The 22,425-nt window shown below is 59.9% G+C and carries 18 protein-coding genes; 12 read left to right on the plus strand and 6 right to left on the minus strand.

All coding sequences use genetic code 11. The features are described 5' to 3' along the window. Positions 1 to 50 precede the first annotated feature (50 nt). From EXY20_RS06500 to EXY20_RS06510, 3 genes are all read left to right on the plus strand, one after another. Entirely contained in the window at positions 51 to 1,307 is a 1,257-nt protein-coding gene (locus EXY20_RS06500; RefSeq protein ID WP_135548893.1) for a sialidase family protein, read from the plus strand. A gap of 20 nt (positions 1,308 to 1,327) precedes the next feature. Beyond that, the gene (locus EXY20_RS06505) at positions 1,328 to 2,074 is read left to right on the plus strand and encodes a phytanoyl-CoA dioxygenase family protein (RefSeq protein WP_135548895.1); all 747 of its coding nucleotides are present in this window, start codon (positions 1,328 to 1,330) and stop codon (positions 2,072 to 2,074) included. Positions 2,075 to 2,211: 137 nt separating this feature from the next. After that, positions 2,212 to 4,524 carry a hypothetical protein gene (locus EXY20_RS06510; protein ID WP_135548897.1) on the plus strand — a complete coding sequence of 771 codons (2,313 nt, stop codon included), beginning with the start codon at positions 2,212 to 2,214 and terminating at the stop codon, positions 4,522 to 4,524. 390 nt (positions 4,525 to 4,914) lie between these two features. Here the strand turns inward: EXY20_RS06510 and fabV are convergent, their stop codons facing one another. Further along, on the minus strand, positions 4,915 to 6,096 hold the full coding sequence (fabV, locus tag EXY20_RS06515) for an enoyl-ACP reductase FabV (RefSeq protein ID WP_135548900.1): 1,182 nt from the start codon (positions 6,094 to 6,096) through the stop codon (positions 4,915 to 4,917). Positions 6,097 to 6,283: 187 nt separating this feature from the next. Here fabV and EXY20_RS06520 point away from each other — a divergent pair, with 187 nt between their 5' ends. The 4 genes from EXY20_RS06520 to xylA all read left to right on the plus strand — a co-directional run bounded on the left by EXY20_RS06520 (position 6,284) and on the right by xylA (position 10,209). Continuing rightward, positions 6,284 to 7,069 carry a prolipoprotein diacylglyceryl transferase gene (locus EXY20_RS06520; protein ID WP_135548902.1) on the plus strand — a complete coding sequence of 262 codons (786 nt, stop codon included), beginning with the start codon at positions 6,284 to 6,286 and terminating at the stop codon, positions 7,067 to 7,069. A 25-nt stretch (positions 7,070 to 7,094) separates the two neighbouring features. Then, entirely contained in the window at positions 7,095 to 8,498 is a 1,404-nt protein-coding gene (locus EXY20_RS06525; RefSeq protein ID WP_135548904.1) for a radical SAM protein, read from the plus strand. A 15-nt stretch (positions 8,499 to 8,513) separates the two neighbouring features. Further along, positions 8,514 to 8,768, plus strand: a complete 255-nt coding sequence (locus EXY20_RS06530; protein WP_135548906.1) for a hypothetical protein — start codon at positions 8,514 to 8,516, stop codon at positions 8,766 to 8,768. 127 nt (positions 8,769 to 8,895) lie between these two features. Further along, positions 8,896 to 10,209 (plus strand): xylose isomerase, encoded by a 1,314-nt coding sequence (xylA, locus tag EXY20_RS06535; RefSeq protein ID WP_135548908.1) that lies wholly within the window; start codon positions 8,896 to 8,898, stop codon positions 10,207 to 10,209. Between the two features lie 38 nt (positions 10,210 to 10,247). Here the strand turns inward: xylA and EXY20_RS06540 are convergent, their stop codons facing one another. Next, positions 10,248 to 11,081 (minus strand): AraC family transcriptional regulator, encoded by an 834-nt coding sequence (locus tag EXY20_RS06540; protein WP_135548910.1) that lies wholly within the window; start codon positions 11,079 to 11,081, stop codon positions 10,248 to 10,250. 187 nt (positions 11,082 to 11,268) lie between these two features. Here EXY20_RS06540 and EXY20_RS06545 point away from each other — a divergent pair, with 187 nt between their 5' ends. Further along, the gene (locus tag EXY20_RS06545; RefSeq protein ID WP_135548912.1) at positions 11,269 to 11,952 is read left to right on the plus strand and encodes a phytanoyl-CoA dioxygenase family protein; all 684 of its coding nucleotides are present in this window, start codon (positions 11,269 to 11,271) and stop codon (positions 11,950 to 11,952) included. 15 nt (positions 11,953 to 11,967) lie between these two features. On the opposite strand, the gene EXY20_RS06550 is transcribed toward EXY20_RS06545, so the two are convergent. Together EXY20_RS06550 and EXY20_RS06555 are read right to left on the minus strand one after the other, a co-directional pair. Beyond that, on the minus strand, positions 11,968 to 13,257 hold the full coding sequence (locus tag EXY20_RS06550; RefSeq protein WP_135548914.1) for an arsenic transporter: 1,290 nt from the start codon (positions 13,255 to 13,257) through the stop codon (positions 11,968 to 11,970). A gap of 106 nt (positions 13,258 to 13,363) precedes the next feature. Beyond that, complete coding sequence (locus EXY20_RS06555) at positions 13,364 to 13,738, minus strand: hypothetical protein (RefSeq protein ID WP_235885384.1); 375 nt, start codon at positions 13,736 to 13,738, stop codon at positions 13,364 to 13,366. Between the two features lie 191 nt (positions 13,739 to 13,929). Between EXY20_RS06555 and EXY20_RS06560 the strand changes: the two genes are divergently transcribed. Both EXY20_RS06560 and EXY20_RS06565 read left to right on the plus strand, forming a co-directional pair. Further along, complete coding sequence (locus EXY20_RS06560; protein WP_135548916.1) at positions 13,930 to 14,694, plus strand: methyltransferase domain-containing protein; 765 nt, start codon at positions 13,930 to 13,932, stop codon at positions 14,692 to 14,694. Between the two features lie 703 nt (positions 14,695 to 15,397). Then, on the plus strand, positions 15,398 to 16,600 hold the full coding sequence (locus EXY20_RS06565) for an extracellular solute-binding protein (protein WP_167859031.1): 1,203 nt from the start codon (positions 15,398 to 15,400) through the stop codon (positions 16,598 to 16,600). A 105-nt stretch (positions 16,601 to 16,705) separates the two neighbouring features. Here the strand turns inward: EXY20_RS06565 and EXY20_RS06570 are convergent, their stop codons facing one another. After that, positions 16,706 to 17,638: a helix-turn-helix domain-containing protein gene (locus EXY20_RS06570; RefSeq protein WP_135548920.1), complete on the minus strand. Its 933-nt coding sequence runs from the start codon at positions 17,636 to 17,638 to the stop codon at positions 16,706 to 16,708. 123 nt (positions 17,639 to 17,761) lie between these two features. On the opposite strand from EXY20_RS06570, the gene EXY20_RS06575 reads away from it, so the two are divergent. After that, complete coding sequence (locus EXY20_RS06575) at positions 17,762 to 19,381, plus strand: alpha-amylase family protein (protein WP_235885385.1); 1,620 nt, start codon at positions 17,762 to 17,764, stop codon at positions 19,379 to 19,381. Between the two features lie 27 nt (positions 19,382 to 19,408). Here EXY20_RS06575 and EXY20_RS06580 read toward each other — a convergent pair whose 3' ends face one another. Further along, a complete protein-coding gene (locus EXY20_RS06580; protein ID WP_135548922.1) occupies positions 19,409 to 20,269 on the minus strand; it encodes an SPFH domain-containing protein in 861 nt (286 codons plus the stop codon). A 195-nt stretch (positions 20,270 to 20,464) separates the two neighbouring features. Here EXY20_RS06580 and EXY20_RS06585 point away from each other — a divergent pair, with 195 nt between their 5' ends. Beyond that, positions 20,465 to 22,381 carry a DUF2334 domain-containing protein gene (locus EXY20_RS06585; RefSeq protein WP_167859032.1) on the plus strand — a complete coding sequence of 639 codons (1,917 nt, stop codon included), beginning with the start codon at positions 20,465 to 20,467 and terminating at the stop codon, positions 22,379 to 22,381. Positions 22,382 to 22,425 lie beyond the last annotated feature (44 nt).

A 22,425-nucleotide genomic window follows, 5' to 3' on the forward strand; every position in this document is an offset into this window, starting at 1 on the left:
TGGACGTTCCGGACCGGAACGTTCCGGGCGCTGAAGGAGGATTGGCCGGCATGGCGGCACATACAGAAGCTGGAGCAACGGCGCAGCCCCAGGCGGAATGGCAGCGCAGCAACCCCGATATCATCGTTTACGTGCCCGAGGAGGATGTATATACCGGCGACAACGAGCATTTTCTCGTGTTCGAATCGCCGGGCGGCGATTTGCTGGCGGTATGGACGCAAAGCTCGAAGGAAGCGCACGGCGACAACCATCTCGTGCTGGCCCGCAGCAGCGACAACGTCACCTGGTCGAAGCCGTCGTACCTGGTCGGCACGAAGCCGGGGGAAAAGGGCGGGCAGGCGAGCTGGGGCTTTCCCGTCGTATCGGACCAGGGCAGAATCTATATTTTTTACACGAAGGACATCGGCGTGTATGACATGCACACCCAGGTCAGCGGCGCGATGGGCTGCCTGTATTCCGACGACGACGGCCGCACCTGGACGGCCGGCTGCGACATTCCGATGGGAAGAACCCGGAACGACCATCCCGACCCTTCAGTACCGCGCAACTGGATCGTCTGGCAGAAGCCGATCCGCGACAGCAAGGGCAGGTGGGTGACCGGCTATACGCAGAATACGAGCCCGGCGGTGCGCAAGCCGCGGTTCCATTGGCAGGAAACCGACACGCGTTCGTTGTTCATGCGCTTCGACAACATCGACGAAGGGCCCGATCCGGCCGACTTGCGCATTACCTGGCTGCCGGAGGAAGGCGACGGGCTGGAGGTGCCGCTGCCGCGCGATCCTTCGGTGTCCGTCGCTCAGGAGCCGAGCATCGTGCTGCTGCCCGACAACCGGCTGTTCTGCGTCATGCGCACGTTTACCGGCCATATCTGGTACGCCGTATCGGGAGACGACGGCGCCACCTGGACTAATCCGGAGCCGCTGCTGTATCGCGACGGCGGCGAGAAGGTGAAGCAGCCGATCGCTTCCTGCCCGGTTTATCCGCTGGGCGGCGAGGGTCGCTATATGTTGCTGTTTCACAACAACGACGGGCATCTCGAGGATTATACCCCGTACGATGCGAACTACAACCGGCGGCCGGCGTTCGTCAGCGTCGGCACGTTCCAGCCGGACGCGCATCAGCCGGTCTGGTTCGCGCCGCCAAAGCAGCTGATGGATACTGACGGCGTGGTCGTCGGTCCGAAGCAAACGACCGAAATCGCCACGTATCCGAGTTTGACGACGTACAAGGGCAAGCGGGTGCTGTGGTACCCGGACCGCAAATATTTCCTGCTCGGCAAATATATAACCGACGACTTGTTCGAATAGGTTAAAGGAGGGCTGTCGGCATGATGCTGTCGAATGACCTCATCGATGCATATAACCGGGATGGATACTTGCGTTATGGCCATATGATCGCTCCCGAAGAGGTGGAGACGCTGCGGGAGGCCTACATGTCGACGCTCGCCGTCATGCGCGAGGAGAACCGGCTGCACAGTGCCAGGCGCGGACTGACCATGGACGGCAAACAGACGGAAGTGTACCAGATACGCAGTCCCCATCTCCGGCATCCGGCTTTTGAACGGCTGATGCGTCACCCCGGGCTGCTGGATACGGTCGAAAGCCTGATCGGCCCGAACATTCGCGTTGTTCTGTATCAGGGGCTGTACAAACCTCCTCATACGGGGGGAATTATTAGCTGGCATCAGGACGATTTCTATTTCCAAGTCGACAAGGAGGATGCCGTTGTCAGCTGCTGGCTGGCGCTCGATGACGCGACGGTCGACAATGGCTGCATGTGGGTCGTGCCGGGGCTGCACCGGTCGATGCTGGAGCATGAGGACGACCGGGAAGCAGGCGGCAAAAAAATCGTCGCTCTGGACGATTCTGCAGCAGTGCCCGTCGAACTGAAGGCGGGGCAATGCATGTTTCATCACGGACTTGCGCCGCATCGTACACTGCCGAATACGAGCGACAGGCATCGTCGGGCGCTGGCGATCCACTACATGGACGGGCTGGCGAAGCCGCTGGACAGCGACCGGAAATTCGATCCTGACACGATGCCGGTTGTACGCGGTCAGGGGATTGATTGGTAGCTTTGCAAAAGATCGGGGCTCGGGAAGCATAGTGACGACGACTGGCAGGAAGTGTAACCGGCGCAGTGCCGGGTGATCGCGAAGCCGTTCGTTCCCGTTCGGGAGCGGGCGGCTTCCAACCGATTGGAGGGGATGTCGTGCGGAAGGCGGATTACCAGGCTTATGTCGCCCAGGCGGCCGCGCTTGGCCGCTCGGAGCTGGAGGAGAAAGTCGCGGCGTGGCGCCGCAGCTACAGTCCGGATACGTTTCTTGGCATGTATGCGGCGCCGTCCGCAGTTGTTGTGCAGGCGCAGCTCGAAGCGTTTCTGTATCGCGCTACCGGCCTGCGGGAGCATGCGGAGCAGGCGCGGCGGCATTTGCTCGGCGTGGGCGATTATCGTGCGATCGTGCCACCGGAGGTGATCGCCCGCCATCCCGAATATGCGGCGGGTATTCCCGCGCTGGAAGCATGCTTCCAATTGCCGTTTTACATCCACGGCTATTTGGCGATCCAGGGCAGCGAAGTGCTCGGGGAGGCGGACGAGGACGCCATCGCCGAGACGATTCGCGGCTCGATTGCGTGTACGCTGCATTTTCCGGAATGGGGCGCGCACAACCGCTCGATGCTGCGCGTTTGGGCGTTGGCGCTGGCCGTTCGCGCGTTGGCCGGCCGGGAAGGGGAGGAGTGGCGGCGCACGCTTAACGGGTGGGCGCACATGCGCGACGTGTTGGCGGAGGAGTCATGGGGCGGCTGGTCGATCGAGGACGCGCAGTCCTACTTGCCGTTCTGGCTCGTGTCGTGTATCGAGTACAGCGTCCACACCGGCCGCGAGCCGGCCTATTTTCGCATGCCGCAGACAAAATATTATTTCGATTTTGTCGCCGGGCTGGCGACCGGCTACGGGCAGATTCCCGATTTTGGCGATGCCAATTTCAATACGAACTGGCATATATGGCTGGCGTGTCTGGAGAAAGGCGCGGCCGTTTACAAGTGCGGCCTGATGAAGGACGCGGCGGCCCGCATCGCTGCCTTCGGCCTCGCCGATCAGCCGGTTTCGCCCAGCATTGCCGCTTATCTTGCGCTCGCTTGCGACTGGGCGGACGACACGGTGCCGCCGGAGCGTCCGCAAGGCGGCAGCGGGGAACTGCTGGAGGACCTCGTCGGCAAAAAGATCGTCTTCCGCGGCGGCGGCGAAGGCGATGGTGAGAGCGAAAGCGCAGGCAGGCGCGAGGACGAGACGTATTTGCTGTTTAATTACCGCGACGAAGGCGACTATGCGCTTGTTGCCCGCGACAACCTGCGCACGACATTGCCTGTACCGGCGGAAAAGATGCATCACGGGCACAGCGACGAGAACGCGGTGCTGTTTCTGGCGGCGAAGCGTACGATACTGCTGTATGACGGCGGTTACCGCGAGCAGGTGCCGAACGGCAAATACCGCGCCGACCTGTACCATAACCGGCTCGTGTTTCGCGACGGAGAGCGCGCGGCGCCGCTGCGGGCGGGCGCGGTGTACGACGCGCTGCACGACGACGGCCGCTATCGCCGGGTGCGCACGGAAAAACTGCACTTCCGCCGCTTCGCCCCGCTCGATTACGCCCGTACGCGGCTGTACGACGAAGGCCGGAAGCTGGTATGGGACCGGATGATCACTTATTTGAAGCAAGCAGGTGTATTTCTCGTGGTTGATACCGTATTGGCGCAGGCGGACGGCCATATGACGACGGCGAACGTCTGGCATACCGGCCGGGCGGAGGCGGCGGGGGCGGGCGGATTTGCGACCCGCGTGCCGTTCGTCCACCGCGGGATCGGCTGCAGGAATCCGTACGTTAATGCGGACGAACTGGCGTTGTTGGTCGAGTTTCCGCTGGCGGCGGGCCGCGTCATCGGCAGCGAGCACATTCGCCGCAATTACGGCGACGGCGTTATGCTGTACGAAGCGGAAACGAAACGTTTCCAGCCGGGTGATCGTTCCACCTTCGTCACTGTATTGACTCCCTATGCGCGCTCGAAGCCGGCCGAGGGGCATGTCGGCCGGGTGATCGTTACGCACGCTCCCGCCGCAGGCGACGCCCTGGCGCTGCGGTACGACGGCGCTGACGGTGCACCGCCGCTGCATTTGGCTTACAAGCTCGATCTCGGCAGTGGGATCGGCGCGCCGATTTTTGCCGGCGGGCCGCAATTCACGCGGGAGTCGGGCACGATCGTCTACGGCGATGGAGGTGGGGATAGCGGGGGCAGCAGCGGCAACGGCGGGGACGGCATCATGACGGACGCCGATTTTGCCTATGCGGCGGAGGACGGCGTCTACGGCTTCGTTAACGGAAGCGGCTTGACCTTCCGCGGCCGCGAACGATTTGCCGCCCCGCTTCGCTCGACGTTCCGGTTCGGCGCCAACGATTTTGTGCCGACGGTCAGCAAATGGCGGGCATGGGAGGAAGGCGCTGCGTCGCAGCATGAACAGGATTAAGGAACGTTTCCCAAACGCTCGATTCGTCCCGCCGCCTGCTCCGGTTGCCCTAATCAGATCGCCTTTCGCATATAAGCCATTTTTTGAGGCTGTCGATTAACTGTGGATCGATTGGCGAGAACGGATGGCTGCAGAGATTATAGATGATTTTTCGCCTATAATTTCGAAAAAGATGCTAATATCACGAATTATGTATGAAATTTCGCATATAATCGCTGGAATTGGCAGGTCCACCCTTTATTATAGATGATTTTTCGCCTATAATTTCGTGCGCCTCGCAGATTTCAGGCTTCGAAGCAGCTGTTTTCATCTGAAATAAAAGCCTCCAAAGCCGCTGTTTCGGCGGATTGGAGGCTTTTTATCGCAGGCTGCGGTACGGTTGCCCGTTCCTTACGGCAATTGCACGTTTGCGTCGACGTCGGCTTCGTAATCGACGCCTTCCAACCCGAAGCCGAACAGGCGCAGGAACTCGGCGCGGTAGCCTTCGATGTCCGACTGTGCGGCAAGCGTCTCCGTCGACAGCGATCCCCAGAGCGCCGTCACTTCGCGCTGCACGTCATCGCGCATTTCCCAGTCGTCGATGCGGATGCGGTTTTCTTCGTCGACCGGCGTGCCGCCGCTTGCGTACACGCGGTCTGCCAGCAGCCGATACATTTGTTCGATCGTGCCTTCGTGAATATTTTTTTCTTTCATGATCTTGTAAAGGATCGAAATGTACAGCGGCACGACCGGAATCGCCGAGCTCGCTTGCGTGACGAGCGCCTTGTTGACCGACACGTAAGCGCGTCCGCCGGAAACGGCAAGCTTCTTGTTCAGCTCGTGCGCCGTTGCCTCGAGGTGCTCCTTCGCTTTGCCGATCGTGCCGGAGCGGTAAATTTGTTTCGTCACTTCCGGCCCGATGTACGAGTAGGCGACCGTCGTGGCGTTGTCGGCAAGCACGCCAGCCGCGGAGAGCGCGTCGATCCACATTGCCCAGTCTTCGCCGCCCATCACTTCGATTGTGTGATTGATTTCCTCGTCCGTCGCCGGCTCGATCGCAACGGTCGTCACTTCGCCGCTCGTCGTGTTCACCGACTTGTTCGTGAACGCCGCGCCGATCGGTTTGATGACCGAATTAAACGTTTCGCCCGTCTTCGGATGAGTGCGCCGGGGCGATGCGATGCTGTAGACGACAAGGTCGACTTGACCGAGCTGCTCGCGGATGAGCGAGATCGTCTGCTCCTTGATTTCGTCGGAGAAGGCGTCGCCGTTCACATTGATGGCGATGCGGCCGGCCGCGCGCGCGGCGTCGGTGAAAGCGGCGGTGTTGTACCAGCCGGCGGTGCCGGTGCGGTCTTCTGCGGCCGGGCGCTCGAAGAAGACGCCGATCGTGTCGGCGCCCGAGCCGAAGGCGGCGGCGATGCGCGACGACAGGCCGAAGCCGGTGGAGGCGCCGATGATGAGCGCTTTGCGCGTGCCGTTCACCGCAGGCTGGCTGCGTACGTAATCGATTTGCTGCTGCACATGTTGCGCACAACCGACCGGATGGGCCGTCGTGCAAATAAAGCCCCGGATACGAGGTTTGATAATCATAAGAAAAGACCTCCAGCTTGTTCGAATGAAAGGCTCATTTCCCCATTGTACATATTCCGCCGGATCTGCACAAGATTGCGCCATCCCGTCCGCTTGCAAATATGCATTGTCCTCCGCTCGGTCCGTGCAGTACAATATTGCCAGAAGTTTGCGTTTTCAAGCCGGACGTCGGCGGAAAGGAAGCGCGATGACATTTCCCTTATTTCTCCAGATTGGAGCCTTGCGGCTTCACCCGCACCCGTTGTTCGAAGCGCTCGCCTATTTCATTGGCTTTCGGGTATACCTGTGGACACGCACCAAAGGCGCCATGCCGGTCGAAAAAGGAATCGCCGTGCTGGCCGGCGCCGCAATCGGCGCCGCGATCGGATCGAAGCTGCTATACTGGTTTGAGGATCCTGAAGCGACGCTGGCACGGTGGCACGATCTCGCTTATATGCTCGGCGGCAAAACGATCGTAGGCGGATTGCTGGGCGGGCTGATCGGCGTCGAATGGACGAAGAAGCTGGTGGGCTGGACGCGCTCGACCGGCGACGATTTTGCCCTGCCGCTCATCGTCGGCATGTCGATCGGCCGGATCGGATGCTTTTTAACCGGACTCGGCGATCACACGTACGGAACGCCGACCTCATGGCCGGTAGGCGTCGATTTTGGCGACGGCGTGCCACGTCGCCCGGCGCAGCTGTATGAAATCGTTGCCCTGTGGCTAATCGCAGCCGCGCTTTATGCGATGAAGCGGGGAGCGGTAGCGCCGCTGCGAGGCGCGCCAAGCGGAGCGCGATTCCAGCTGTTTATGATCGGCTACCTGATCTTCCGGTTTGCCATCGATTTTATGAAGCCCACCGTCCATCCCTACGCCGGCCTGAACAATGTACAGGTCGCCTGTCTGCTCGGACTGCTCTATTACGCGTGGGTCGTAGCGCGTTGGCCGCGGCGGGGCGCGGCGATTCGCCCGAACAACGAAACCGCAATCTGATCCGGCCACAAGGAGGCGATGGCGTATGCCCGGCAACCGGCCATATTTGTTTTACGAGCTGACAAACAGCGTATGCACGACATGTCTGCGCAAGGTGGAAGCCAAAATCGTCATCGAAGACGGGCGGGTATACATGTTGAAGCGCTGCTTCGCGCACGGACCCGAAAAAGTGCTGCTTTCCACCGACGTCGAATATTACAAGCGGTGTCGCGAGTTTCTGAAGCCGGCGGAAATGCCGCTGCGCTGGAACACGCCGATCAAGTACGGCTGTCCGTACGACTGCGGCCTCTGTCCCGATCACGAGCAGCACAGCTGCCTGACGCTCGTCGAGGTGACGGAGCATTGCAACCTGCAGTGCCCGATCTGCTACGCCGAATCGTCGCCGCAAAGAACGCGGCATCGAACGCTTGCTGAGATCGAACGCATGCTGGACGCGATCGTCCGCAATGAAGGCGAGCCCGACATCGTCCAGATCAGCGGAGGAGAGCCAACGACGCATCCGCAGTTTTTCGATATCCTCGATCTGGCCAAGCGCAAGCCGATCAAGCATCTGATGGTCAATACGAACGGGATCCGGGTCGCCAATGACCGCGAATTCGCGCGGCGATTGGCCGGATATATCCCCGGCTTCGAGCTGTATTTGCAGTTCGACAGCTTCGAGAAGGAAGCGCTGACGGAGCTGCGCGGCGCCGATTTGCGGTCAATCCGCGAGCGGGCGCTGGCTCATCTGAACGAGTTCAACATTTCGACGACGCTGGTCGTGACTCTGAAGAAAGGGCTGAACGACGGCGAAATCGGCCGCGTCATCCAGTACGGACTGAAGCAGCGCGCCGTGCGCGGCGTAACGTTCCAGCCGATTCAGGCGGCCGGCCGGCTGGAGCAGTTCGATCCGGCAAAAGACCGATTGACGCTCAGCGAAGTGCGCCAGGGCATTATTGACCAATCGGGCGTGTTTCGCGCCGAGGACATCATTCCCGTACCGTGTCATCCCGATTGTCTCGCCATGGGGTATGCGCTTAAACTGGGCAACGATGTCGTTCCGCTTACGGGTCTGATCGATCCGGCGGTTCTGCTTGCGGGAGGACGCAACACGATCGTGTTCGAGCGAGACGAAACGCTGAAGGATAAGCTGTTCGAGCTGTTTTCGACCGCCCATTCTCCGATTACGTCCGCGCTGTCGCTGAAGAGCCTGCTCTGCTGCCTGCCGATGATCGCCGCTCCGCCTGCCGTCAGCTATGACAATGTGTTTCGCGTCATCATCATGCAATTTCTCGACGCGCAAATTTTCGACGTCCGGTCCGTTAAAAAATCGTGCGTGCACATCGCGCACCCGGACGGCCGCATCATTCCGTTCGATACGTACAACATGTTTTATCGGGACGACAAAGAGTTGCTGCTGCGGCAGCTGCAGGAAGAAATCTCGAGATAGAAGGAGGCGGAGCGGATGGGTGCGGCGATCGGAGGTTTTTTTACGGCGATCGGCATCAATATTGCCTTGAGCGTCGTACTGGTGCTTACCGGTGTCGGCGCAGTGCTGGTTGCCGCAATCGGAGTTGTGCAGCTTGTGTACGTCGTTCCGGTGTGCATTCGGCAATGGGACAAAAAGAGGACGTTCGTATACGGACTGATGATCGGCGCGGCGGTGACGTTTTTAATTAATTCCTTGTGCTGGGGCGTATTGTTGCAAGGATTCTCCTGAAAAAAGGAGACGTTCGTCCGGGAGCATCCGCTCGCGGACGCTTTTTCGCCACTTTGTTTATTCGATAGACAAAGTGCAGGCGCCATGATAAAATGAAACCGAATCGATATCGGAGAGGAATGAGATAATGGCCTATTTTGCGAATGTTTCTGCCGTTGCATATGAAGGAAGCGCTTCCCGCAATCCGTTTGCGTTCCGCCACTACAACCCGCAGGAGGTTGTGGCCGGCAAAACGATGGAGGAGCATTTCCGCTTCGCCGTCGCCTATTGGCACACGTTCGTCGGCAACGGTTCGGACCCGTTCGGCGCGGGCACGATGCAGCGCGGCTGGGATCGCTACTCCGGCCTGGATCTCGCCAAGGCGCGGGTGGAAGCGAACTTCGAGTTTCTTGAGAAGCTGGGACTGCCGTTCTTCTGTTTCCACGATCGCGATATCGCGCCGGAAGGCGACACGCTGCAGGAAACGAACAAGAACCTCGACACCATCGTGGCGATGATTAAAGAATACATGCAATCGAGCGGCAAAAAGCTGCTGTGGAACACGGCCAACATGTTCACGAACCCGCGCTTCCTGCACGGCGCCGCCACGACATGCAGCGCCGACGTGTACGCATACGCCGCGGCGCAGGTGAAGAAAGGGCTGGAAGTCGGCAAGGAGCTCGGCGCCGAAAACTACGTGTTCTGGGGCGGCCGCGAAGGCTACGAAACGCTGCTGAACACCGACTTGTTGCGCGAACTCGACAATCTGGCGCATATGTTCCATATGGCCGTCGACTACGCCAAAGAAATCGGCTTCGACGCCCAGTTCCTGATCGAGCCGAAACCGAAGGAGCCGACGAAGCACCAGTACGATTTCGACGCGGCGACGACGATTTCGTTCCTGCAAACGTACGGCTTGAAGGATCACTTCAAGCTGAACCTCGAAGCGAACCATGCCACGCTCGCCGGGCACACGTTCGAGCACGACATGCGCGTCGCGCGCATTCAAGGCATGCTCGGCTCGCTCGACGCGAATCAGGGCGACATGCTGCTCGGCTGGGATACCGACGAGTTCCCGACCAACCTGTACGATACAACGCTGACGATGTACGAAGTGCTGCAGAACGGCGGCATCGGCCGCGGCGGCATCAACTTCGACGCCAAAGTGCGCCGCGCCTCGTTCGAGCCGGACGACTTGTTCCTGGCGCACATCGCCGGCATCGACGCTTATGCCAAGGGGTTGAAGGTAGCCGCGAAACTGATCGAAGACCGCGTTTTCGAAGATTTTATCGCGAACCGCTACCGCAGCTTTGACGAAGGCATCGGCCTGGAAATATCGAGCGGCCGCGCAACGCTGCGCAGTCTGGAGCAGTATGCGCTGCAGAACAACCCGATCAAGCTCGAATCGGGCCGCCAGGAGCGCTTGAAGGCGCTGCTCAACCAATACTTGCTCGGCGAATAAGCGGTTCTGCCGGTTGCCAAGCGCCTGCCGACCGATTGTCACATCCGTCGTTTCAGCGACTCCCGGAAAGCGGCCGGCGTCATGCCGGTCGTCTGCCGGAAGACGCCGGTGAAATGGCTTGCGCTTACGAAGCCCAGGCTGCCGGCAATATCCTTGACCGCCTTGCCTTCGAATTCGGCAAGGTCTTTTTGCGCTTGGGCGATTTTCAGCCGGGTGTAATATTCCTTCGTCGTCACGCCGAATTTGTGTCGGAACAGCCGGCACAGATGTTGGCGCGTCATGCCCATCGCTTCCGCCATCAGCGCGATGTCGGCGGGAATGTGAAGGTGCCGCTTCATCCAATCGATCGCCGCGTCCGCGGGGTCGCGTTTGTCGGCGCTGCGACCTGCGGCCGGGTTCGTCTGCAATTGCAGCAAGTAGTCGATGGCGATGCGGTAGATGATGGCCGAAAGGCGGCCAAAGGCAAACGGATCGTCCGCCTGCTCGAACACCGACATGATCTCCAGGTGCAGCGCCGGGTGCGTCCGGTCCTGGATGACCGCGTAGCCGGCACGTTCGCCGATCCCGCTGTCCGCACACAGTTTGGCGATCAAATCCCCTTCGAACGAAACCCACGACACATAACACGATTCGTCTTCCTTTGCATACCGATGCCGGCAACCCGGCTTGATCAGCAGCGTGGTGCCGGGAGACAGCCGATGAACGCCCGCATCCGTATGAAAAGCTCCGTGCCCCTGATAGCAGCAAACGAACTGGTGGAACGGCCAGCAGTTCGGCTCGTAGTCGGAGTGCGCCAGCTTCATGTAGCCGGCGTCGAGCGCGATCAGCGGGAGCGGGAACGGATGAACCTTCGGGGCAAAATTGATGTGCATGCCGCTACATTCCTTTCCGCCTATTCTTCTTCTACCAGATTAGTTGATTGGCGATAATCGGGCAAGTGGGAAAGTTCCTTTTTGACTATCAGGTTGCATATGGGGCATTTACGGCGAGGTTCGCCGGTCCGCATAATGGAGGTAAGCAAGGCAGCGAACACCATATGCGGAGGGAGAAGGACACATCATGGAATCATTGGCACAACAGTACGACAGGGACGGTTATATCGTCGTCGAATCGATGTTCAGCGAAGCGGAAATGGCGGCGTGCAAAGCCGAAATCGGGCGCATCGTCGCGCAAGAGGAGCAGGAAGGCAAAGCGGGCAGCTATGCGACGCACGGCGTGTTCGTCGGGTTGGCGAAGAAGAGCGGGCTGTTCCGGCAAATGGCCGTCGACGCGCGGCTTGCAGCGGTGCTGAAGGAGGTCATGGGGGATCGCGTGCTGTTTTTGTCGGACAAGGTCGTCGCCAAAGACGCCAAAAAAGACTTCGCTTCCCCCTGGCACCAGGATTGGATGTATTGGGAAGGAAGCCATAAAGTGTCGGTCTGGATCGCACTCGACGAAGCGACCGAGCAGAACGGCTGTCTGCGGATCATTCCCGGCTCGCATAAAACGGTCGTCAGCCATGCGAAGCATGCCGATAGCCGCGAAGGCTTCTCCAGTCGGCTGCAGCAGGAGGATATCGACGAAAGCAAGGCGGTTGCGATTCCGGCGAAAGTCGGCACGGCGGTCATCTTCCACGACTTGACGATTCACGCGTCGTATCCGAACGTGAGCGGCAAGGACCGCTGGGCGCTCATCAGCACGTACAAGGATGCGGCGCAGCCGGACCCGGATTTTGCCTGGGCGAATCCGATTCCGGTCGTGTAAGGCCGGGCGGCCGCGTTAGCTCCAGCGCAGCACCGCATAAAGCGCGGCCAGTGTCACGAGCAAGGTCGGGATCGTCAGCGCGATCCCGATTTTGAAGTAATAGCCCCAACCGATGCGCACGCCTTTCCGCGATAGCTGATGCAGCCAGAGCAAGGTGGCCAGCGAGCCGATTGGCGTCATTTTCGGCCCGAGGTCGTTGCCGATGACATTGGCGTAGACGAGCGCTTCCTTCATCGTTCCGAGCGCGTTCGTGCCGTCGATCGCAAGCGCGCCGATCATGACGGAAGGGAGGTTGTTCATGACCGAAGACAACCCGGCGGACAGGAAACCCATGCCGATCGTCGCCCACCACAACCCCTCCTGCGACAGCCGTTCGATGACGCTTCCCAGGACGTCCGTCAGCCCCGCATTGCGCAGCCCGTAAACCACGACATACATCCCGATCGAAAAGATGACGACCGTCCACGGCGCTTCGCGCAGCACGCCGCGGGCCGAAACGACGCCGGTGCGCCCGGCGGCCGCGAGAAACGCGGCGGCGGCGAGTCCGGCGACGGCGCAGATCGGCACCGACAGCTTGTCCGCGAACAGAAAGCCGAGCAGCAGCACGCCCAGAATGGCCCAGGACATCGCAAACAAGCCGCGGTGACGGATGGCCATCGCCGGGGACTTCAGCTGGGCCGTGTCGTAGGAACGCGGAATATCGCGCCGGTACAGGAGCAGCAGCATCAGCACGCTGGCCGCCACCGACGCCGCGTAAGGCAGCAGCATGCGCAGCGCATAATCGCCGAAACCGATCCCGAAATAATCGGCCGAAATGATATTGACGAGATTGCTGACGACAAGCGGCATGGAACCGGCGTCGGCAATGAAGCCGCCGGCCATGACGAAGGGCACAATCATTTTCTCCGGAAGCTTGAGCTCGCGCACTTTGGCCAGCAGAATCGGCGTCAGAATGAGCACCGCGCCGTCATTGCTGAACAGACAGGAGACGACGGCGCCGAGCAGCGTGACGTACACGAACAGCCGGGTGCCGCTGCCGCGGGCAATCCGCATCATATGCAGCGCCGCCCATTCGAAAAAACCGACCGCATCGAGCACGTACGAATAAACGATGATCGCGATCAGCGTCAGCGTCGCGTTCCAGACGATCCGTGTCACTTCCAGGGCATCGGCTACCGCCACCAAGCCCGAAACGAGCGCAAGCGCCGCTCCCGCCGCCGCCGGCCAGCCGACGGATAACCCGCGCGGCTGCCAAATGACCAGCGTCATCGTTACCGCAAACAACCCGATTGCCCAAACCACCATTTCCCATGCCCCCGCTACCCGTCCGCGATATCGTACTTCGTTATTTAAGCAGAAAAACGGCCGGACGGGAAGAGCCAATTGCTTGATCGCCGGTTGTCGACCGACGTTATGCCGGTTCCATGCCGATCACTTTATTCATCGGGATCAGCAGCCATTCATGGCCTTCCCGCTTCGGCACGTGCACCTCGATAAAATCGGCTCCGGTGCGCAGCAGCTTGGCGGAGAACGAACCGCGGTACACCGTGCGGACGAACATGCTGCTGCCCGGCAGGGCCGGCGGCGCAAAGCCGAGCAGCTCGATTTGATGCAGCGACGAGGGCACGTACCATTGATCGTTTACGCGCATAAACTGGTTTCCCGCCCGCTGCAGCAGCCCGGGCTCGCTGGAGAAACCTCTCGCGCCCACGGCTACCGTGAATCCGACGTGCTGTTTGAGCCTTTCCTTGAGCGTCATGGAAGTTTGACGCAAGCCGTTGTCCATATGCCAACACCTTCCCCGAAAAAATGACTGTTTCGCTCGTTCATCATATGTTCGGAACCGTGCGCCCGCACCAATTCGCTGCGGATTGTTGATAGGAAATAACTATAATTACAGTTGTATTTATATATTGGACGTATAGAGGGGGCAAAGGCATAATAAAGCCATCACGAGCGGAAAAGAGGGCGATTGCGATGAACAAGGAACCATTGGCGTGGAATCCCGGCCACTATGATACGAACTTTGCATTTGTATCGCAGCTGGGGCAAAATACGTTCGACCGGCTGCAGCCGGCGAAAGGGGAATGCATCCTGGATCTCGGCTGCGGCACGGGCGATTTGACGGCGCGCATTGCGGCGGAAGGGGCGGAAACGGTCGGTTACGATGCGTCGCCGGACATGATTGCCGAGGCCAGGCGGAAGTTTCCGCATCTGGCGTTCGAAGTGGCCGACGGTCATACGTTTCGGGGGCGGGGCGATTTTGACGCCGTCTTCTCGAATGCGGCGCTGCACTGGATGACCCGTCCGGAGGCGGTGGTGCGCAACGTGGCGGACGCGCTGCGCCCGGGAGGGCGGTTCGTCGCCGAGTTTGGCGGCAAAGGCAACGTCGGGAGCATCGTCTCGGCCATTCTGCAGGTGTTTCCGGATGCGAAGGAACGGTTTCCGTGGTATTTTCCGAGCATCGGCGAGTATGCGCAGCTGTTGGAGCGGACCGGCTTCCGCGTGCTGACGGCCGAACATTTCGACCGGCCGACGCCGCTCGAGGGCGGCGACCATGCGATCGCGGTGTGGATGAAGATGTTTGGCGGCGTGTTTACCGACTCGCTTTCCGAGGACGAAGCGGAGCGTGCGGCGGCAAGCATGACAGCGTTGCTTCGGCCGTATTTGTTCGATGCGTCGTCGGGCCAATGGATCGCCGACTACAAGCGCATCCGCATCGTGGCGGTGAAGGAAAGCTGACGGCGTGGCACGGCCGGCGATGACCGCGGGATCGGAGTGAACGAGTGAGAATGCGTCGTTCTTGGCGCAGGATCCCGTTCACTCGATCGAACGTCGGTGCTTCGTACCCCGCCGACCCAAACGTTTGCTGGTTATCCCCTCGGCTCAAGTATTCGTCTGCCCAGTATCCCGTTGGCTCAACAGCAATCACCGATCCTCATCGTTCGGATGCCTACGAAATAGGCCATATAGGAATAAAAGGAGGCAATCGAGGACGGTTCCTAACTTCGGAAATCTGCAGGGAGCGTAATTATATGCGAAAAATCATACAGATTGAAGGGTGCACCCGTCAAATTCAGCAATTATATGCGAAATTTCATATAGAATCCGCGATTCGAGCCTCATTTTCGAAAATATATGCGAAAAATCATCTATATTTAGGTTGATGAAAGAAAGTCCATCCTACGATCAGACTTCATGCGAACACAGAGACGGTCAATGACAGCTTGGGGTTGCTGCATCTCTACCATTCAACGATCCGATAGAATCAAACAATTCAACACCAAATCAAACAAAATGCTCGTATACTTCAAATTCCCCATGCATTACAATTTTTTACATATGATAATGGGGGATGTGTATTTTTTTGAATCAGAAGAGATGGTTACCGATCATACTACTGCTTCCATTAGTTATTGCCGCATCCGCGTGCAGAGAACAGCCCGTGAAAGAAATAGAACCTGTCAATATTCATTTATTGCTCCCAAAACCAAATAGCAACGCACCGGGTTTGTACGACACAGACGCATTGTATAAAAAATCCATTGCCGCTTTTCATGAATTAAATCCGCTCATCACGGTAACCATCGATTACATAGAGGAAACAAGGGAGACTGAAAACCCCGTCCTGGACATTATTCCAATGGATACCTTATCTGTCGAAGTTGCGAACGAGCAAGAAATGCTGTTGGATTTGCTGCCGCTGCAGCGTTCGGCCGGAACCCAAAATGATATCGACCGGAAGATTCTCGATACTGCGATGGTGGATGGGAAGCTGCTTGTATTGCCCTATGCGGCCAATCCTTTGTTGGTGTTATATAATAAAGATTTTTTTGATAAAGCGCATATTCCGGTTCCCCAAGGCGACTGGACCTGGGAGCAATTCCGTGAAATTTCGAAAAAGCTGTCTCCGGAGAGAGGTTCGGCAATTCCATATCTGCCTAATATTTTGGAGATTCTGGCGGCGACTGCCGGAAAAAGCTTATTATCGCCCGATGCGAATACATCAGTCGGGTATTTGGATAGCCCCGAGGCGGTGCGGTCCGTTCAATGGCTGAATGATTATTACCGGGACGACGCCTCCAAAATAACTCCCATGACCTTTGTAGATGCAGGTACTCAATTTAACAATTTTCTAACCGGGATGGCACTCGGCAATTTGGAGTCGTATACATTCTATAAGCAAAACTTGGGGGATAAATTGGGTGTTGCTCCTTTACCGCATTTTCAAGATGGGGCACGTGCCAATCCAACAAGCTTCTCGGGGTTTGGCATATCCAAGGATAGCAAACATCCGATGGAGGCTTGGGCTTTTATTCACTATTTGACCTTGACGAATACCGAGCTTTCAGCTGAATTCGCCAAATATTACCTCGTTACCAGCCATTCAATGGCCAAGGCGGTACATCAAGATATCGATCCAATCAAGAACGTATTTGCCGATGAGATGAAACACGCTGTAAAGCCGGTGGGCCTGGGCAGCCCGCTTATGTATGATCCGGATCTGAATACCCAATTTCAGCAGCTCTTCAAGGCCGACAACGAAAAGATTCCTTCCATGCTGCACAGCCTTGCCATGAAAGTGGATGTGCAAATAAAACAGATGGAAAACGCCAAAGAGAAGCAGGCGGAAAACGCAGCATCTTAAGACGTAATTCTCTTTGCGTATCTGTTCCCGGGCTCGACGAACGTTCTGAGCCAAAGGGATAATGAACAGACACTTGCGGCATGAGGTGCAGAGCAGCGAACCGGCTCAACTTTCACTTTGCCCCGATTGCTCCGTTCTGCTGTCGGACAAGCGATTGAGCGGCGTCAGGTAAAAGGTTTCGTCCCGCCGTTCGCGCCGGAATTCGGCCGGCGTCAGGCCGACTTGCTTCTTGAACTGGCGGCTGAAGCTGAACGCGTTCTGGTAGCCAAGCGCCGCCGCAATGCTTACCACCGGCTCGCGCTCATGAATCAGCCGGCGCATCCCTTCCTGCAGCCGCAGCAGCGTCAAATAGCCGCGCGGCGGCATCCGATACAGCTTGCGGAACAAGCGGTTGCAATGGCGTTCGCTGACGCCGACTTTACGGGCGATGCCGGCGATCAGCGCCGATTCGGGCTCTGGTGTCCGCTCGGGGGAGACATACACGGCCGACTCGATTTCCCGCGCAATGCGGCGGGCCAGCGCTTCGTTCGCCGCAGGTTCGGCCAAGCCGTCGCGCGGATGGGCGGCCAGGAAGCTTTCCAGCTCCGCCATAACGGCGTACAACGCGGCGAACACAACCGTTCGGCCGGCAGCCTCCTCCCCAAGCGCCCCGGCCAAACGGCGCAGCAGCGGAGCCAGCCGAAGGTGAAGCGCGGAGTCGGCTGGAACCAGCAGCTCGCGTGCGTTCCTCGCCGCTCGCATGAACGATTCGTCATCCGATTCCAGATGGAGGACGAAATACGACAACGAATCCGCATGGGCAAGCCGGTACTCATGCACCGCCATTGGCGGCACCAGAAGCACGTCGCCCGGCTGCTGCTCGTAGGCGGTTCCGTCGACTACGGCGGATTGGCGGCCTGCCAGTACCCAATTGATTTCAAGCATGGTCGGATGGATGTGCCGCGGGCATGACCAGGGACGGCTGACGGTGCCGTAATGCGCGCCATACAAATGGGCTTGCGCGCGCATATTCGGAAATCCGCGAGGGAAGATGTCCATATTAAACCTCCAAATGTCCGAAAATGCTGTTTCTCCGCGCCCAATCGGGCCGATTCGGTTATCGTCCGCGCGGAGCGTCTATGCCTATAATTGTAGTATGCGAAGTTGAGGAGGGGCAAATCTTTGCTGCTATCGATCATGGGAGAGCCGCACTCGGCTTGGATGGAAACGGAAACGGGCTGGCGCGAATTGGTACGCAGCGCGGGCGAAGCTTGGAGCGGCGGAGGCATTGAACTGACGCTGGCAACGCAAGCGCAAGGCGACCGGATGCCGATTCGGCTGCAAGCCGCGGCCGATGCAGAGCCGGTGCGCACGATCAAGCTGCGATGGCGTTTGCCGCTTGGCGGCGGTCTGCGGCTGCTGGGCGACCATTGGGAGCGGGCTTACGGCGATTTGGAATGGCGCGGACTCGTACCGGAGCGGGTGATGCCGTGGTATTTCCTAGCGACTGACGGGAGCCGCTGTTGGGGGGTCGGCGTCGCCACCGGCGGGGCGGCGATGTGCAGCTGGCAAGCCGACGCAAGCGGCGTCACGTTGACGCTTGACGTGCGCTGCGGCAACGCGGGCGCCATGTTGGGCGGACGGCTGCTGGAGGCGGCCGAAGTGATTGTGTCGGAAAGTGCGGAAGGGAAGTCGCCTTACGCGTTTGCCCGCACGTTCTGCGCCGCGATGTGCGAGCGGCCGAAGCTGCCCGACCACCCGGTATACGGTGGAAACAATTGGTATTATGCGTACGGCAACAGCTCGCACGACGACATCGTGAACGACGCGCGGTTCATCGCGTCGCTCGCGCCGGCAGGCGGGAACCGGCCGTACATGGTGATCGACGACGGCTGGCAGCAGCGCAGCGGCGGCGGCGCTTGCAACGGCGGGCCATGGGTCGGCAACGGGCGGTTCCCGGACATGGCCGGGCTCGCCGGCGAAATGAAAGCAAGGGGCGTGCGCCCCGGCATCTGGTACCGGCCGCTGCTGACGCAAGCGGAAGTGCCGCGCACGTGGGTGCGCTACACGGCAAACGGCGGCTATGTGCTCGACCCGAGCGTGCCGGGAGTGCTTGACGACATCGCGCAAACGGCGGGAACGCTGGCGGACTGGGGTTATGAGCTGATCAAGCACGATTTTACGACGTTCGATATGCTGGGCTTATGGGGCTTCGAAATGAAAGGCGATGTGCACGGCTTGCCTTACGGGTTCGCCGACCGCACCAAAACGACCGCGGAAATCATGCGCGGCCTGTACCGCACCATTGCCGAAGCGTCGAAAGCCGCAGTGATTATCGGCTGCAACACGGTTGGCCATCTTGCCGCCGGGCTGTTCGAAATCCAGCGCACCGGCGACGATACAAGCGGCCGCACCTGGGAACGGACGCGCCGCATGGGCATCAACACGCTGGCGTTCCGCATGGCGCAGCACGGCACGATGTTCAGCCACGATGCCGATTGCGTCGGGTTGACGCCGCACGTGCCGTGGGAGCTGAACCGCGAATGGCTGCGGCTGCTTGCCGGCAGCGGCACGCCGCTGTTCGTTTCGGCGGCGCCGGGTTCGCTGACGCCGGAGCAGGAGCAGGCGGTGCGCGACGCTTTCGCGCGTGCGGCCCGGGAACAGCTGCCGGCGGAGCCGCTCGACTGGCTCGGCAATACGTGCCCGCAGCAATGGTTGCTGGACGGAGAGCCGGCATCGTTCGACTGGCATGACGGCCGGGCCGATGCCGATGCGGCGCGCGACAACGAGTGGTGGCGGTAAGCTCCATTCCACATGGAAAAAACGAGGTCAAGGCGAATCCGCCTTGGCCTCGTTTGCAATGCGCTGCACCTCCGCAGCGGCTTCGGCTTCGATGCGCTGCTTCTCCGCCAGCCCTTCCGCATCGATGCGCAGCTTGTCCGCAGCCGCCTGGGCTTCGTCTCGCAGCTTATCGGCCGCGGCCGCCGTTTCGATGCGCGTTTTTTCGGCCAGGCTTTCCGCTTCGACCCGGCGCTGCTCCGCTTCCGCGTTCTTCTGCTCCAGCTGCAGATTGGCCTTGTCCAGCGCGAGCTGCGCGTTGATCTTCTCCTGCGCCGCCGACAGATACGACTCATTCGGCCGCAGGTCGACGAATGCGAACGAATCGATCACGATGCCGCTCGGTTCAAGCGCCGAAGCAAACCGGCTCAAGATGGCGTTTTCGGCTTCCTCGCGCTTTTCGCCATACAGCTCCGCCAGCGTAAACGCCGAAGCGCCGCCGCGCATCGCTTCCAGCAGGCGGCTGCGCAGCGGGCCGGCTTCCAATTTGCTCGTCGACTGGCCTTGGTACGCCGCGATCAACTGATCCATGTTGCCCGCGTCCACATGATACGAATACGACACATCCGCCTCAAGCTCCGCACCGTCGCTGGTCGGAAGCTTGTAAACGCGTTTGCTCGCTGGTCCGGGCAGTTCGACGGTCCGCGGCGCCGAAGGGTAAATGATCGTCTTGCGCCAAGGGGCGATCCAATGCCAGCCGGGCTCGATGGCGCCTTCCGCCGTTTTGCCGTTGACCCGATCGTACAGCGCGCCCGTGTAACCCGGGCTTACTTCTTTAACGAACGCCGCTGCAACGACGGCGGCAACGACGACCGTCAACGCCGCGCCGGCAATCCATTTTTTCGGTTCCATAGGTATGGGCCTGCTTTCTGCCTAGCCAATTGGCTGCCATGTTCTTTTCCATTATACTCGCGGAAATGCGCGCTGTCGAAACGAGGCGGAGGCTGTCGCATCTTGCGCTATGCAGACAGGCGGGAAACCGACTACAATAGGAAGTATGGAAGCGTTTCAGCAACAAGCGGAGCAGGAACCGGGGAGGGACAGCAGATGATAAAACCTGCCAAGCTGATGATTGCGCTCGGGCTGGTGCTCGTGCTGATCCTGATGGAAAATATGCTGCCGGCGCTCGGCGAAACGAATCAAACGAAACGGATCCTGCTGAGGCTCGAAGACGTGGGCCCGGGCGGGCAATACGATTCGCCCGAGCAGCTTGGCAAGCTGCGAGCGGTGTTCGACTTTTTGGCGCAGGAACAGGTGCGTTACCAGATCGGCGTCATTTCCAAATGGATCGATATCCCCGAAAACAAAGCGATGACCGTCAAACAGCTGGACGACGGCGCTCCGTTTACGCAATCGTTCGTCAAGGTGCTGAAGCAGGCGCAGGACGGCGGCGCGGTGATCGGCATGCACGGCTATACGCATCAGGTCGGCGCAACCCGGCGGGGCGACGGGCAGCACGAATCGGGCATTGGCAACGAATTCGACGTGCCGGACGTGCCGGAGTCGGCGACGGCGGCTTTCGCCGCCGAGCGGCTTGCCGCCGGGGCCGCGATTATGCAGCGTGCCGGCATCATGCCCAGGTTCTGGGAAGCGCCGCACTATCATTATGCCGCCGGACAGCAATCGACGTTTCGGTCGGCGTTCGGCCTGATCTATGAGAACCGGTACGGCAACCCGCGCCAAAGCGACGCGTCGGCGAATGCCGAACGCAACATTGCCTGGGGCGCGCCGACGCTTGGCAGCGTCAATGTGCCGACTCCGTTGTCCTACATCCCGTATAACCGCGACGAACGGCTCATTCTCGATCAATTGGGCCGCACGAACAAGCTGGCGTCGTTTTTTTACCATCCGTTCCTGGAATTCAAATGGTTGCAGCCGGTGCTGGACGCAAGCGGCGAGCCGACGCTCCGCGACGGTTTGCCGGTGTACGAATACCCGCAGCGGACGAAGACGAATTTGCAGAAGCTGGTCCTTGCGCTGCGGGATAAAGGCTACACGTTCTATTCCCTGCTCGATTACGTGCCGTTCACGCCGGCGGCAAGCGTATTCGTCGGCGCGAAGACGGGCGAAACCAGCCTGCAGCTTGGCGACGTCACCGGCGACGGCCAAAGCGATATCGTCGTCTGGAGCCCGGCGAGCGGCAATGTGACGGTGACCGCGGGGCAGTTCCGCGGCATGCGCAACGAAACGCCGGCCAAGCCGGCCGTATGGCTGAACATCCCGCGGCGCAAGGGCGATCTGTTCGCGCTCGCCGACGACAACGGCGACGGCAAGCTCGACCTGTGGGTGCGGCGGGCGGAGGGGACGATCGAGTCGTATCGCTCCAGCGGCTCCTCCTTCGTCCGCTACCGCACTTGGCCGATGAGTGGCCAGCCGGTCTGGAGCAAGCTGTACGCGCTGCGCGGCTCCTCCGGCGAAACGATTCTCGCCGGCACGGCCAGGGACGGCACGCAGTTGTACGCGTATACGTACAGAGCGGGACAACCGGACTTGCAGCCGGTACCGCCATATCAATGGAGAATGGCCGGCGACAAGCGGCTTTCCGTCGGAAGGGAAACGCCTTCGTCGGGCGACAGCCTGTGGCTGCCGCGCAGCGATACGGCAAGCTGCTTCAAGCTTGAGCTGGAGACGGGCGCAACGGGAGCGGAATGGAAGCTGACGAAAGTGCCGCTCAACATCAGCGGCGACGGCGGCGAGCTGCGCTTCGGCGACTTCAACGGCGACAGCTGGCTGGATGCGCTGCTGTGGCGCGGACAGGAGCGTTCGCTCAGCGTCTATATTCGCATCGCCAGCGGCGAATACCGCTACTTGTCGCAGCTTGGCCCCTGGGGCAAAGCGAACGCCCAATTGCTGATCGCCGACCTGGACGGCAACGGCAAAAGCGACATCGCGATCGCCGGCGGCGACGGTTATGTCGATACGGCGCTGTCGTTCCAGTCGGATCTGTGGGCAGCAGGAAAATAAGACCGGCCGCTTCCCGCATGCAACTATTCCCCGCGGGGCTCCGT

The organism is Paenibacillus cymbidii (assembly GCF_004764705.1).
Lineage (GTDB): Bacteria > Bacillota > Bacilli > Paenibacillales > NBRC-103111 > Paenibacillus_AN > Paenibacillus_AN cymbidii.

Excerpts from the sequence above, each read along its gene's own strand:
- EXY20_RS06585 (WP_167859032.1), top strand. The coding sequence starts at position 20,465 with ATGATAAAACCTGCCAAGCTGATGATTGCGCTCGGGCTGGTGCTCGTG.
- EXY20_RS06520 (WP_135548902.1), top strand. The coding sequence starts at position 6,284 with ATGACATTTCCCTTATTTCTCCAGATTGGAGCCTTGCGGCTTCACCCG.
- EXY20_RS06545 (WP_135548912.1), top strand. The coding sequence starts at position 11,269 with ATGGAATCATTGGCACAACAGTACGACAGGGACGGTTATATCGTCGTC.
- EXY20_RS06500 (WP_135548893.1), top strand. The coding sequence starts at position 51 with ATGGCGGCACATACAGAAGCTGGAGCAACGGCGCAGCCCCAGGCGGAA.
- EXY20_RS06525 (WP_135548904.1), top strand. The coding sequence starts at position 7,095 with ATGCCCGGCAACCGGCCATATTTGTTTTACGAGCTGACAAACAGCGTA.
- EXY20_RS06530 (WP_135548906.1), top strand. The coding sequence starts at position 8,514 with ATGGGTGCGGCGATCGGAGGTTTTTTTACGGCGATCGGCATCAATATT.
- EXY20_RS06540 (WP_135548910.1), bottom strand. The coding sequence starts at position 11,081 with ATGCACATCAATTTTGCCCCGAAGGTTCATCCGTTCCCGCTCCCGCTG.
- xylA (WP_135548908.1), top strand. The coding sequence starts at position 8,896 with ATGGCCTATTTTGCGAATGTTTCTGCCGTTGCATATGAAGGAAGCGCT.
- fabV (WP_135548900.1), bottom strand. The coding sequence starts at position 6,096 with ATGATTATCAAACCTCGTATCCGGGGCTTTATTTGCACGACGGCCCAT.
- EXY20_RS06505 (WP_135548895.1), top strand. The coding sequence starts at position 1,328 with ATGATGCTGTCGAATGACCTCATCGATGCATATAACCGGGATGGATAC.
- EXY20_RS06580 (WP_135548922.1), bottom strand. The coding sequence starts at position 20,269 with ATGGAACCGAAAAAATGGATTGCCGGCGCGGCGTTGACGGTCGTCGTT.
- EXY20_RS06550 (WP_135548914.1), bottom strand. The coding sequence starts at position 13,257 with ATGGTGGTTTGGGCAATCGGGTTGTTTGCGGTAACGATGACGCTGGTC.
- EXY20_RS06560 (WP_135548916.1), top strand. The coding sequence starts at position 13,930 with ATGAACAAGGAACCATTGGCGTGGAATCCCGGCCACTATGATACGAAC.
- EXY20_RS06570 (WP_135548920.1), bottom strand. The coding sequence starts at position 17,638 with ATGGACATCTTCCCTCGCGGATTTCCGAATATGCGCGCGCAAGCCCAT.
- EXY20_RS06555 (WP_235885384.1), bottom strand. The coding sequence starts at position 13,738 with ATGGACAACGGCTTGCGTCAAACTTCCATGACGCTCAAGGAAAGGCTC.